The organism is Sphaerisporangium perillae, assembly GCF_023276435.1.
Lineage (GTDB): Bacteria > Actinomycetota > Actinomycetes > Streptosporangiales > Streptosporangiaceae > Sphaerisporangium > Sphaerisporangium perillae.
Genome location: NZ_JALLPO010000047.1, coordinates 40,690 through 53,225, shown reverse-complemented (window position 1 = coordinate 53,225; position 12,536 = coordinate 40,690). Strand labels below are relative to the sequence as shown.

The 12,536-nt window shown below is 72.4% G+C and carries 9 protein-coding genes; 5 read left to right on the top strand and 4 right to left on the bottom strand.

All coding sequences use genetic code 11. The features are described 5' to 3' along the window. Positions 1-65: 65 nt before the first annotated feature. Positions 66-1,073, bottom strand: a complete 1,008-nt coding sequence (locus tag MYF83_RS35075; RefSeq protein WP_248965051.1) for a lytic polysaccharide monooxygenase auxiliary activity family 9 protein — start codon at positions 1,071-1,073, stop codon at positions 66-68. Between the two features lie 358 nt (positions 1,074-1,431). Continuing rightward, a complete protein-coding gene (locus tag MYF83_RS44025; protein WP_248965050.1) occupies positions 1,432-2,532 on the bottom strand; it encodes a zinc-dependent alcohol dehydrogenase family protein in 1,101 nt (366 codons plus the stop codon). A 261-nt stretch (positions 2,533-2,793) separates the two neighbouring features. Between MYF83_RS44025 and MYF83_RS35065 the strand changes: the two genes are divergently transcribed. The 4 genes from MYF83_RS35065 to MYF83_RS35050 all read left to right on the top strand — a co-directional run bounded on the left by MYF83_RS35065 (position 2,794) and on the right by MYF83_RS35050 (position 8,475). Next, positions 2,794-4,863, top strand: coding sequence for an ABC1 kinase family protein (locus MYF83_RS35065; RefSeq protein WP_248965049.1), 2,070 nt, complete (start codon positions 2,794-2,796; stop codon positions 4,861-4,863). 122 nt (positions 4,864-4,985) lie between these two features. Next, positions 4,986-5,540, top strand: a complete 555-nt coding sequence (locus tag MYF83_RS35060; protein WP_248965048.1) for a DUF2243 domain-containing protein — start codon at positions 4,986-4,988, stop codon at positions 5,538-5,540. Continuing rightward, positions 5,537-6,457: a cytochrome c oxidase assembly protein gene (locus tag MYF83_RS35055; protein WP_248965047.1), complete on the top strand. Its 921-nt coding sequence runs from the start codon at positions 5,537-5,539 to the stop codon at positions 6,455-6,457. The genes MYF83_RS35060 and MYF83_RS35055 overlap by 4 nt, the downstream gene beginning before the upstream one ends. A 365-nt stretch (positions 6,458-6,822) precedes the next feature. Beyond that, complete coding sequence (locus MYF83_RS35050) at positions 6,823-8,475, top strand: catalase (protein WP_248965046.1); 1,653 nt, start codon at positions 6,823-6,825, stop codon at positions 8,473-8,475. A gap of 106 nt (positions 8,476-8,581) precedes the next feature. On the opposite strand, the gene MYF83_RS35045 is transcribed toward MYF83_RS35050, so the two are convergent. Beyond that, positions 8,582-9,292 (bottom strand): dienelactone hydrolase family protein, encoded by a 711-nt coding sequence (locus MYF83_RS35045; protein ID WP_248965045.1) that lies wholly within the window; start codon positions 9,290-9,292, stop codon positions 8,582-8,584. Positions 9,293-9,434: 142 nt separating this feature from the next. Further along, on the bottom strand, positions 9,435-9,977 hold the full coding sequence (locus tag MYF83_RS35040) for an Lrp/AsnC family transcriptional regulator (RefSeq protein WP_248965044.1): 543 nt from the start codon (positions 9,975-9,977) through the stop codon (positions 9,435-9,437). Positions 9,978-10,129: 152 nt separating this feature from the next. On the opposite strand from MYF83_RS35040, the gene MYF83_RS35035 reads away from it, so the two are divergent. After that, positions 10,130-12,517: a thiamine pyrophosphate-binding protein gene (locus MYF83_RS35035; protein WP_248965043.1), complete on the top strand. Its 2,388-nt coding sequence runs from the start codon at positions 10,130-10,132 to the stop codon at positions 12,515-12,517. Positions 12,518-12,536: the final 19 nt, after the last annotated feature.

Genomic DNA, 12,536 nt, shown 5'->3' with positions numbered 1-12,536 from the left:
CCGCTCAGCCCGCCGGGACGGACACCGGACCACCCGACGAGCGGGTCCGGTGCCTGGTGTCCCGGTTATCGGTGGCGGGCGCCGGTGCGGCGAGTCAGCGCGACGAGGGCGCCCGCGCAGACGAGGAGTAGCAGGACGCCACCCGCCACCAGAGGGATGGTGCGACTCCAGCCGACGTCCGGGGTGGCGTCACGGGCTTCCGCTGCCGGTCGCGCCGATTCGAGGGCCGGACCGCCGGAACCGCCCGCGCCGTCCGCTTCACCGGCCGCCTGCTCGCCATCGGCGCCGTCCGAGCCGTCCGAGTCGTTCAGACCGCCCGAGTCGTTCAGGCCGTCCGTGCGGGTGCCGTCCGTGCCGTTCGCCTCGTCCGTGCCGGCTGGGCTGCTCTCTTCGTCCGCGGTCGCCGGGGGGTTCTGGGCGTCGGTGCCGGCTGGGCGGAAGACGACGTCCGAGCAGGAGTAGTAGGTGTCCGGGGTGTCGGAGTTCTGCCACACCGTGTAGATGAGGTGCCGGCCCGTCTTGCCGGAGGGCAGTTTCCCCTTCATCTTGTACGCCCCGCGCACGAGCGCGGGGTCGGTGGCCCGCAGGAACGGCTCGGATTCCAGAGCGGACCACTTCAGCGGCTGTGTCGGCGTATATCCGTCCTTTGTGACGTACATCCGGAACGTCCCCATGTGCGGGATGGTCGCCCGATACTTGAAGGTGAACGTCGCGCCCGCGGGCAGCTCTGTGGCGGGCCAGTCCCCACGCGGCAGATCCAGGCCCGCGAACCGGGGGAGCCCGGCGCTGCAGAGCTCGCCGTCCGGGATGACCTCCCGGTCACGCCCGCCGACGCCGGGGACCCTGAGGGTGTCCCAGTCGTCGAGCGCGTTCGGAGCGCTCTTCGCCATGGCCGCCGCGCACGCCTTGGACGTCGCCGCCTCACCGCGCTCGGGAGCGCAGGCCGCCGCTCTGCTGAGCGGATTCTCCAGGGCGCCGTGCGCCCCGGCCGGTCCGGCCGCCCATGATCCGAGCAGCAGGTGGGTAGCGCCGAAGGCGGCGGCCGTCAGGGTGATCCTGCGCCACGCGATCACGCGGTAGACCTCCTCGGTGGCGGCGCGGGCCAGGGAGGCCCGCGCCGTGGTCGGCGACGCCTCCCGGCATCCGGCGCCGGAGGCACGGCACTGCGGGCACGAACGTAGCAGGGGCGTATCCGCAAGGTGGTCGAAACGAGATCAAAACGTCATCCCCTGCCAAGGCGCCAGAGCCACCGGCTCTCCAGCCCCGGCTCGTCGGCCCGGTCGCGACCGCTCGTCCGCGGGTCACGTCCGGCGTCCGAGGGTCACGCCCGGGGGTCACCTCCGGGTGTCACGTCCGCGAGTCACCTCCGGGGGTCGCGGGTAGCGTCCGGCGCATGTGGGTGTGGGGGTCATTTCCGGTCGCTTCCGGTCGTTATGGCAGGTGGGGGAGGATCATCGTGATCCCCGGCGTGTCCATGGCGGTCAGGGCCGAAGGCACCTCGCCGAGGCCGATAGTGCGGGTGATGAGCGCCTCGGGCCGGAGCGTCCCGTCGGCGATCATGCCGAGCATGGGTGGGTACGCGTGCGCGGCCATGCCGTGGCTGCCGAGGATCTCCAGCTCGAGCCCGATGACCCGATCCATCGGCACGGCAGGATGCCCGGCCGCCCGGGGGAGCAGGCCGACCTGGACGTGCCGCCCGCGTCGGCGCAGGCTCTCGATGGCGGCTCCGAGGGTCGCGGCGCTGCCGAGCGCGTCGACGGTCAGGTGGGCGCCCCCGCCGGTGATCTCGCGCACCCGCGCCGGCCCCGCCGTGCCGGCCGGCTCCGTCGCATCGATGGATCCGCCTATTTCGCTTGTGCCGCTCGTGCCGGCCGCGTTCTCGGTGAGCACGGTGTGGGTGGCGCCGAAGCGGGTGGCGAGGTCGAGGGCGGCGGGGGAGATGTCGACGGCGATCACGCGGGCGCCGCAGGCGGCGGCGATCATCACCGCCGAGAGGCCGACCCCGCCGCAGCCGTACACCGTCACCCATTCGCCGGCGGCGACGCGCCCCTGGGCGACGACCGCGCGGAACGCGGTGGCGAAGCGGCAGCCGAGGCTCGCCGCGGTCGGATAGGACATGGAGCCGGGCAGCGCGACGAGGTTGACGTCGGCGTTCTCGATCGCGACGTACTCGGCGAACGATCCCCAGTGGGTGAAGCCAGGCTGCGTCTGGTTCTCGCAGACCTGCTGGTCGCCCGCCGCGCAGGCCGGGCAGCGCCCGCAGGCGCACACGAACGGGGTGGTGACGCGGTCGCCGGGCCGCCACCTGCTCACCTGGTCGCCGACGGCCTCGACGACACCGGCCAGCTCATGCCCCGGCACATGCGGAAATCTCTGGATATCGGGATCGTGGCCCATCCAGCCGTGCCAGTCGCTCCGGCACAGCCCGGTCGCCTCCACCCGGATCACGGCCCCCGCACGCCCCGGCGCCGGATCGGCGACCTCGCGAACCTCCGGCCGCCCGCCGAACCCGTCATACTGCACCGCGCGCACGGCCGGCTCCCTTCTCCCCCAACCCGCTCACATCCGGACAGGACGATTGTGCCGCCCGTCCACCCCCCTCGTACCGCCGGGGCATGCGCCGTTCGCCCCGATTCCCCTGCCTGGCCCGGTGCGCACCGTGCGCTCGGGTGCGCTGCCGTTTGGATGGGTTGTTTCGGCGTATGGCCGAGAAATGCTGGCAAAGTGCGCGATAAGGTCTCCCGGCCGTCGTGGGCGGCGGTGAGGGTGTGCGGGACCGTACGGAGGCAGCTCGTGGATCTTGGGATATCGATCGCCATCGCCGTCACCGTCGTCGTGATGATCGCCGGGTTCGCCGCGGCCGCGCGGCGGCTGCTCAACCTGACGTTCGGCCTGCTGCGCGCGTTCCTGGCCGGGGCACTGGCCTTCGTGCTGGCCGGGCCGATCGCGAAGGCGATGGCGGGCTCGGTCTCGCCGGACGACTCCAGCCTCGCCCCGCTGTGGTTCCTCATCCTGGCCGTGGCCTGCGCGCTGCTCGCGGCGATGGTGTTCCTGGCGGTGGCCGAGGCGCTCGTGCCCACCGGGTCCCTGCCCGGTCCGGTCGAGCTGGTGCGCTCGTTGCGCGGGAGGGTCGTCAGGTCGCGCCGCTACTTCACCATTGTCCGGATCCTCGCCCGCCACGGGCTCGGGCCGTACCTGCGCGGGCGCCGGCCGGACCTCGGCGGCGCCTCCGGGCGGGCACGGCTCGCGCACTCGCTGCGCCGTGCCCTCGACGAGGCGGGCGTCACGTTCGTCAAGCTCGGCCAGATCCTGTCCACCCGTCCCGACCTGCTGCCCGCGGAGTTCATCGACGAGCTGACGCTGCTGCGGGACAGGGCGGCGCCCGCACCGTGGGAGGAGATCGAGCGCGTGCTGGCCGCCGAGCTGCCCGGGCCGGTGGAGGAGGTGTTCGCGGAGTTCGAGCGACGGCCGCTCGCCTCGGCGTCGATCGCGCAGGTGTACGCCGCCCGGCTGCGCTCGGGGGCCCGTGTGGTGGTGAAGGTCCAGCGCCCCGGGGTCGCCGAGGTGGTCGAGCGCGACCTCGACATCGTGGCGCGGCTCGCCCGCTCCCTGGAGGCGCGTACGCGGTGGGGGCGCGCGATCGGCGTCCGCGACCTGGCGCGCGGGTTCGCCGAGGCCCTGCACGAGGAGCTGGACTTCCGCGTCGAGACCGCCAACATGGCCGCCGTAGCCGCGGGCTCGCGTGACGCGGCGGTGCACGTGCCTGACCCCTACGCGCCTTTGTGCGGCCGGCGCGTGCTGGTCATGGAACGCCTGGACGGTACGCCGCTCGGCGCCGCCGCCCCGGGCGCGGGCGCGACCGGGCACGCCGGGGAGACCGGCGGTCAGGGGAAGATCGGAGACGGCGCGGAGGTCGGGGACGGCACCGCCGGCGGGGAGGGCGTGGCGGGGCCGGGGGAGGAGCGAGGCGCTGAGCCGGTGATGCTGGCTCGTACATTGCTCGACACGCTGCTACGGCAGATCATGGTGGACGGCGTCTTCCACGCCGACCCCCACCCCGGGAACATCATGCTGCTCGAGGACGGGCGTCTCGGCTTGCTGGACTTCGGCTCGGTGGGCCGGTTGGACGGCTCGCTGCGCGCCTCGCTCCAGCGGCTGCTGCTCGCGATGGACCGCGGGGACCCTCTCGGCGTGTCCGACGCGCTGCTGGAGGTCGTGCCGCGCCCGGACGAGATCGACGAGCAGCGGCTGGAGCGCGAGCTTGGCCGGTTCATGGCCCGCCACATGAGCGGCGGTGGCGTCCCGGCGGCCGGCGCGCGGATGTTCACCGACCTGTTCAAGATCGTCTCCGGGCATGGGCTCTCCGTCCCGCCGGAGGTGGCGGCCGTGTTCCGCACGCTGGCGACGGTCGAGGGGACGCTCACCGCGCTCGAACCCGGCTTCGACCTGGTGGCGGAGGCGCGCGCGTTCGCCGTCCGCCACTTCGCCGAGCGGCGCGACCCGGCGGCCGTCCGGCGGATCGTGACCGACGAGGTGGCGGCGCTGCTGCCCATGCTGCGCCGGCTGCCGCGCCGGGTGGAGCGCATCGTCGGCGCGGCCGAGCACGGGCGGCTGAGCCTGAACGTGCGGCTGTTCGCCGACGAGCGCGACCGCAGGCATGTCACCGCCATGCTGCACCAGGTGCTGCTGACGGTGCTGGCCGCCACCACCGGGATCATGGCGGTCCTGCTGCTGGGCACCGACGCGGGCCCGAAGGTGACCGCGGAGGTCTCGCTGTACCAGCTGTTCGCCTACAACCTGCTGGTGGTGGCCTCGGTCCTGGCCCTGCGCGTCCTGGTCCTGATCTTCCGCCGGGACACCTGACCGGGCAAGCAGATGATCAAGTCGGGCTTATGGCGACCGCTTCGGGGGAGGGGAGGCGTTGGTGGGTCCGGGCACCTCAGGTGAACTTTCGCCCGCCGCCGGAGCGGGTTGAGAGGGGAGCCATGACGGCGATCAGGCCGGCCCGGGTGGCCGGTACGAACCGGGGCATCGCCCTTCCGGGCATCGTCCTGGGCTTGGGGCTGGGCGGGTTCGTCGACGGCATCCTTCTGCACCAGGTCCTGCAGTGGCACCACATGCTGAGCAGCACGGACACCGACAACATCGGGGTGCGCTACTACTCGCCGGACACCGTGCCCGGCCTGCGGATGAACACGCTGTGGGACGGCTTCTTCCACGTGTTCACCTGGCTGGCGGTGCTCGCGGGACTCTGGCTGCTGTACTCGAGGGTCACCCACTCGCGCGGCCGGATCTGGAGGTCGCGGGTGCTGTGGGGCTGGGGCCTGGTCGGGTGGGGGATCTTCAACCTCGTCGAGGGCATCATCGACCACCACATCCTGGGCATCCACCACGTGCACGGCGGCCCGTATCAGATGTGGTGGGATGTCGCCTTCCTCCTGCTCGGTGCCGTGCTTGTGGTGGGCGGGTGGCTGCTGCAGCGCGGCGGGACGGTACTCGACGTGTGCCGGGAGTCCCCGGGCCACACGCGGGAGCCGTGAGCGTGTTCCCGCAGGAGATCCCGCGGGCGCGGGGCACGCGCTGGACGTGGATGGACGAGACGCCCTGGGCCCACGAGTCGCCTCCGACCCGCGACATGCCTCCGATGTACGACATGCACGGCCATGGTGGCGCACTGGACGTGCTGCCGTTCGTGGCGGCGGTGGCGGCGGTCGTGGTCGCGGGCTGCTACGCGGTGGCGGCGGCGCGGCGCCGCTCGGAGGTGCGAGGTTGGAGTCACTGGCGGACGGCGGCCTTCCTCGCGGGCGCCTCACTGCTGGCGGCCGGGTTCCTGCCTCCGGTGGCCACGCTCGCCGAGCACGACCTGCGCGGCCACATGCTCCTGCACCTCCTCATCGGCATGCTGGCCCCCCTCGGGCTGGTCCTCGGCGCGCCGGTGACCCTCGTGCTGCGGTCGGCGACGCCCCGTGGCCGGCGTGTGGTCGCGGCGGTCCTGCGGAATCCGGCGCTGCACGTCCTCGCCAACCCGTGGACGGCGCTCGCGCTCAACGTGGGCGGGCTGGTGGCCCTCTACGCCACCCCGCTGTACCGGCTGTCGGCCGGTCAGCCGGTGGTCCATCACCTGGTCCACGCGCACTTCGTTCTGGCCGGTTGCCTGTTCGCCTGGGTCATCGCGGGGCCGGATCCCGCCCCGCGCCGTCCGGCGGTGCCGCACCGGCTGGTCGTGCTCGGCGTGGCGATCGCGGCGCACGCGACGCTCTCCCAGCTCATGTACGCCGGTCTGCTCGTCGACGTCCCGGTGCCCGTCGCGTCGCGGCAGGGCGCGGCGGAGATCATGTACTACGGCGGGGACATCGCCGAACTGCTGCTCGCGCTGGCGATGGTCGCCACCTGGCGCCCGGCCCGGAGGCGGAGGCCGTCGACGTCCGCTCCCGCGTACGCCACGACCGGCCAATGATCCCTCCGGGGGACGGTCCAGACGGGCCGCCCCTCGGGCGGGTCGGCCCCCGGCGCGCTGGCCATGCTTCTGGGCCGCGGCTGCCTCGCGCTCTGGATCGCGCAATGCGACAGCACCTGCGGATACGGCGGTCCCGATGAACGACACGATGATCACAGCAGCGTGGAACGACTGACTAAGCCCTTCATCGATCGCGACCGTGCCTCCGACCAGAGACGACCCGACCGCAGCAACGACCGGAAGCCATAAGGCCCTCGCGGCCGGTGGTCCGTCCCACAAACAGGTCTTGACCTGAAGGGGGGCTTTACTTACCCGCAAACCGGATAGGGGAGGACGACCGACCGCCATAGGAGGGAGCCGCCGTCATGACGGACGTGTCGAGCAAGGGCCCGCAGCCGGATGACGAGCGGCCTGTGCTGACCAACCGGCAAGGCCACCCGGTCTATGACAACCAGGATCAGCGGACGGTGGGAGCGCGCGGCCCTGTCACGCTGGAGAACTACCAGTTCCTGGAGAAGATCAGCCACTTCGACCGCGAGCGGATCCCCGAGCGCGTCGTCCACGCGCGGGGCACCACGTCCTACGGGTACTTCGAGGCGACCGGCTACCTCGGGGACGAGCCGATCTCCCGCTACACCCGCGCGGTCCCGTTCAGCGAGCCCGGCAAGCGGACGGACGTGGCCGTGCGGTTCTCCACCGTGATCGGCGGCAGGGACTCCTCCGAGTCCGCCCGCGACCCGCGAGGCTTCGCGGTGAAGTTCTACACCGAGCACGGCAACTGGGACCTCGTGGGCAACGACCTGGCGGTGTTCTTCATCAGGGACGCCATCAAGTTCCCCGACGTGATCCACTCGCTGAAGCCCGATCCGGTGACCTTCCGGCAGGAGCCGAACCGCATCTTCGACTTCATGTCGCAGTCGCCCGAGAGCATGCACATGATCATCAACCTGTTCAGCCCGCGCGGCATCCCGTCGGACTACCGCCACATGCAGGGGTTCGGCGTCAACACCTACCGGTGGGTGAACCAGCAGGGCGAGACCCACCTGGTGAAGTACCACTGGATGCCCAAGCAGGGGGTCCGCAGCATGACGGCCGCCGACGCGGCAGCCGTCCAGGCGCTGGAACTCGGCCACGCCACCAAGGACCTGCGGGACGCGATCGACCGCGGCGACCACCCCGAGTGGGAGCTGCTGGTGCAGATCATGACCGACGACGAGCACCCCGAGCTGGACTTCGACCCCCTGGACGACACCAAGGTGTGGCCGGAGGATCAGTTCCCCGCGCTGCCCGTCGGGCGGATGGTCCTCAACAGCAACGTCGCCAACGTCTTCGCCGAGAACGAGCAGATCTCGTTCGGCACGGGTGTGCTGATCGACGGGCTGGACTTCTCCGAGGACAAGATGCTGCTGGGGCGGACGTTCTCCTACAGCGACACCCAGCGTCACCGGGTGGGGCCGAACTACCTGCAACTGCCGGTGAACCAGGCCAAGAACGCCGAGGTGCGCACCAACCAGCGCGACGGCTTCATGACCTACCACGTCGACGGCCAGGGGGAGAGCCCGCACGTCAACTACGAGCCCTCGATCACCGGCGGGCTCCGCGAGGCGGAGCACCCGACCCACGACGAGGTGGGCCCGACGATCAGCGGACGGCTCACCCGCAAGCGCATCCCGCGGACCAACGACTACAAGCAGGCCGGCCAGCGCTACCTGCTCATGGAGCAGTGGGAGCGGGACGACCTGGTGCTCAACTTCACCACGCTGCTCGCCCAGTGCGTCCGGCCCGTCCAGGAGCGGATGGTCTGGCATCTGCTCATGGTCGAGGACGACCTCGGGCTGCGAGTGGGCGCCGGTCTCGGCATCGGCCCCGAGGACGTGGCGCACCTGGAGCCGCTGGCGAGCCAGGATCTGACCGAGGAGGACAAGGAGCGCCTGTCCAACCTGGGCAAGAACGGCCCCCGGGACGTGACCGGCTTGAAGATGACCCACTGCGTGCCCAACGAGCGGTTCATCCCATAGCCGTCCCGGCCACCCGTGGTACCGGCCACGTGGTGGTTGCCACCGCTCCCGTACCGGCCGTCGCGGTCAGCCCGCGGCGGCCGGTGCGGCTTGTCACGGCGCCGGTTCAGTCGGCGGGCAGGTGGCGTGCCAGGAAGCCGGCGGCGAGCCGCCAGCCCGCCTCCGCCGCCTCCGCGTGGTAGAACCGCGGCGCGTCGAAGTTGTGGAAGGCGTGGCCGGCCGCCTCCTGCACGTGGATCTCCATGCCGTCCCGCCCCGCGACGGCCCGTTCCACCTGGGCCACCTTGTCGCGCGGGATGTAGGGGTCCTGGCCGCCGAAGTGGAACTGGACGGGGGCGTCGATCCGGTCCATGAGGCCGACCGCGTCGGGGACCATGGAGCCGTAGAAGGAGACGACGGCGGCCGGGTGGGTCCGGGCGGCCAGCGCGTACGCGAGGGAGCCGCCGAGGCAGAAGCCGATGAGGCCGGTGCCGCCGGTCACCTCGGGCAGCGCGGAGAGCGCGCCCAGGGCCGCCTCGGAGTCGGCCACCCCGAGCTCGAAGTCGAACCGCGAGCCCATCTTCAGTGAGTCGGCCAGCCCCTCGTCGTCGTGATCGGCCTGCCAGTGGCGCTGCAGCCGCCAGAACAGGTCGGGCGCGCCCACGACGTATCCGAGCCCGGCCAGGTCCTCGGCGACCTTGCGGATGTAGGTGCCGACGCCGTAGATCTCCTGGATGAGGAGCAGGCCGGGGCCGCCGCCTCGCTCGGGAGTCCAGAGGTCCATGTCGAAACCGCCGTCGGCGACGGCGACGGTGACGGTCTCTCGGCGTGTTCGCACGGCTTCCTCCCAGGGTTCGGATCGCGTTTGCCGCCTCGGCGCCGGGGCAGCCGCGATCGGAGAGCGCGGTAGGACGTCGACCCAGAGACGGTGCATGACATGACATATCACGAGGCCCCCCAGCCCGCTGAGCGTGTAGCCGTCAAGGAGTAGCGTCCGGGGCCGCTCGGTCCCGGGTGCCGGGCCGCGCGGCCGGACGGTCCTCGGCGGAGGCGGCGCGCCGCAGGAGGGGAGTGACCCGGTGGCCCACCAGGGTCCGCATGGCGAGCGCGGTGGTGGTGCGCTCCACCCCCGGCGTGGCCAGGATGCGGCCGGCCACCCGGTAGAGGTCGTCCGCGTCCCGCGCGGCGACCCGCACCAGCAGGTCGGCGTCCCCGCCGCTGATCCCGAGGACCTCGATGACCTCCGGGATGCCGGCCAGGCCGTCCGACACCGCGCCGAGCAGGTGCTGGTCGACTCGCACCGTGATGTACGCCGTCAGCCGGTAGCCGAGGATCTCCGGATCCAGGGACCGTTCGAACGCCGCCAGCACCCCGCGTTCCTCCAGCCGGGCGAGCCTCGCCTGCACGGTGTTGCGGGACAGGCCCACCTGCTCGGCCAGCGCGAGCACGGTGGCCCGCGGGCTGTCGATCAGTGCGAGCAGCAGGCGCGCGTCGACCCGGTCGAGCGTCCCCGAGCTGCGCATACTGCCTCACCTTCCTGGGGTGACCCCTACAAAACCGTGCATGAAGCTTACTTAAGCAAGATGCGCTTGCGCATACGAGCCGCCCGTGGTCAGCATGGCTCAGCAATGTGCTCAATGGGCGACGGCCGACGTCTGCTGGAGGCGGGTATCCGATGAACCACAGGGCGGACCTCGCGGCCCTTCCGGCTCCGACCGCCGGCCTCGCGGAGCTCTCGGAGCCCGCGGACCTGGCGGTCCTGCGCGAGATCGAGCAGCGGGTGCTGTGGCTGTCCACGGCCATGATCGATCATGCCAACAGGGTGCGCCCCAACCCGTCGGGACTCAAGGTAGGCGGCCACCAGGCCTCCAGCGCGTCCATGGTATCGATCATGACGGCGCTGTGGTTCTCATCCCTGACCGCGGACGACCGGGTGTCGGTCAAGCCGCACGCCTCGCCCGTGCTGCACGCCATCAACCACCTGCTCGGCGAGCTGGACGCGTCGTACCTCACCACGCTGCGCGCCTTCGGCGGCCTGCAGAGCTACCCCAGCCGCACCAAGGACCCCGACCCGGCCGACTATTCCACCGGTTCGGTCGGCATCGGCGCGACCGCGCCGATCTGGGGCGCGCTGGCCCGCCGATACGTCGAGGCCCATTTCGGCGGGGCCGGCACCGGGCGGCAGTACTCCCTGGTCGGCGACGCCGAGCTGGACGAGGGCGCCTGCTGGGAGGCGATCCTCGACCCGCAGGTCGCCGAGCTGGGCGAGGTCGTCTGGATCGTCGACTTCAACCGCCAGTCCCTGGACCGGGTGGTCCCGAACATGGGCGGCACCCGGCTGCAGGGCATGTTCGCCGCGGCCGGCTGGCAGGTGCTCACCGTCAAGTACGGCCGGCTGCTGGAGGAGCTCTTCAACAGGCCGGGAGGCGAGGCGCTGCGGGCGCGCATCGACCGGATGTCCAACCCCGAGTACCAGCGGCTGCTGCGCTGCGGCCCCGCCGAGCTGCGCGCACGCCTGTCCGGCGCGTCCCCGTCGGTCCCCGGCACGGCGGCGGCCGAGCAAGAGGCGGAGAGCATCGCGCGGCTGCTGGACGGCGTGGACGACGCGACGCTGCACGCCGCCATCCGCAACCTGGGCGGGCACGACCTGACGGCCCTGCGGCAGGCGTTCGACGCGATCGACGACACCCGCCCCACCGTGATCTTCGCCTACACCGTCAAGGGCCACGGCCTGGCGACCGAGGGCCACCCGCAGAACCACTCCTCGCTGCTGACCGCCGACCAGCTTCGCGCGCTCGCCGCCCGGGTCGGGGCCGACCCGGACGACCCGTGGGCGCCGTTCCCCGAGGGCGGCCGCGCCGCGCTGCGCTGCGCCGACACGGCACGGCGGCTGCGCAGGACGCCGCCGGTGCCCGAGAGCGTGCCCGACGTCCCCGCCGACTTCGGCCGCACCCCGCACGGCACCGCCACCACCCAGGCGGCTCTCGGGCGCACCCTGTTCGACCTGAGCCGGCAGGCACCGGGCGTCGGCCGCCGCGTCGTCACCGTCAGCCCGGACGTCACCTCCAGCACCAACCTCGGCGGCTGGCTCAACAAGGTGGGCGTCTGGGCCACCGCCGAGCGGCCCGACTGGTTCGACGACGACGCCGAGACCATCCTGCACTGGCGCGAGGGGCCCACCGGCCAGCACATCGAACTGGGGATCGCCGAGACCAACCTCGTCGGGCTGCTCGGCGAGCTCGGCGCCACCTGGTCGCGCTGGGGGCGGCCCCTGCTGCCGATCGGGGTGCTGTACGACCCGTTCGTGGAGCGGGCCCTTGAACCATGGTCGTTCGGCATCTACGCCGGCGGGCAGTCCATCCTGGTCGGGACGCCGTCGGGGGTCAGCCTCGGTCCCGAGGGCGGAGCCCACCAGTCGATCAAGACGCCGTCCATCGGCCTCGAGCAGCCGGGCTGCACGAGTTACGAGCCGGCGTTCGCGATCGACCTCGAGTGGTGCCTGCTGGCGGCGCTGGCGCGGCTCGGCAGGCCGGACGGGCGGTCGGCCTACCTGCGGCTGTCCACCCGTCCCGTCGACCAGGGACTGGCCGGCGTGCCCGCCGACCCCGCGGCCCGTGAGCTGCGCCGGCGGCAGGTCGTCGCCGGGGCCTACCCGCTCAGGCGGCACGACCGCCCCGCCGTCACGATCGCCGCGATGGGCGCGGTCGTGACAGAGGCGCTCGCAGCGGCCGACCGCCTGGCGGGGCTCGGCATCGGCGCGGACGTCGTCGTCCCGACCAGTCCCGGGCTGCTGTTCGAGGGCCTGCGGAGCCGGGGCGGTCACGGCGACGCGCCCACCTGGATCCTCGACAGCGTCTTCCCCACGCGGCGTGCCACCCCGCTCGTGACCGTCGTGGACGGCCATCCGCACACGCTCGCCTTCCTCGCGGGCGTCCACCAGGTGCCGGCGACCCATCTCGGCGTCACCCGGTTCGGCCAGTCGGGGAGCATCGAGGACGTGTACCGCCACCACGGGCTGGACGCGGACGCCATCGTCGCGGCCTGCCTGGACCTGGTGGACTGAGCCGCCGCTCCCCGATCGG

What these genes read in the sequence shown, in the direction of transcription:
- MYF83_RS35035 (WP_248965043.1), top strand. Translation starts at nt 10,130, where the DNA reads ATGAACCACAGGGCGGACCTCGCGGCCCTTCCGGCTCCGACCGCCGGC.
- MYF83_RS35040 (WP_248965044.1), bottom strand. Translation starts at nt 9,977, where the DNA reads ATGCGCAGCTCGGGGACGCTCGACCGGGTCGACGCGCGCCTGCTGCTC.
- MYF83_RS35060 (WP_248965048.1), top strand. Translation starts at nt 4,986, where the DNA reads ATGACGGCGATCAGGCCGGCCCGGGTGGCCGGTACGAACCGGGGCATC.
- MYF83_RS35050 (WP_248965046.1), top strand. Translation starts at nt 6,823, where the DNA reads ATGACGGACGTGTCGAGCAAGGGCCCGCAGCCGGATGACGAGCGGCCT.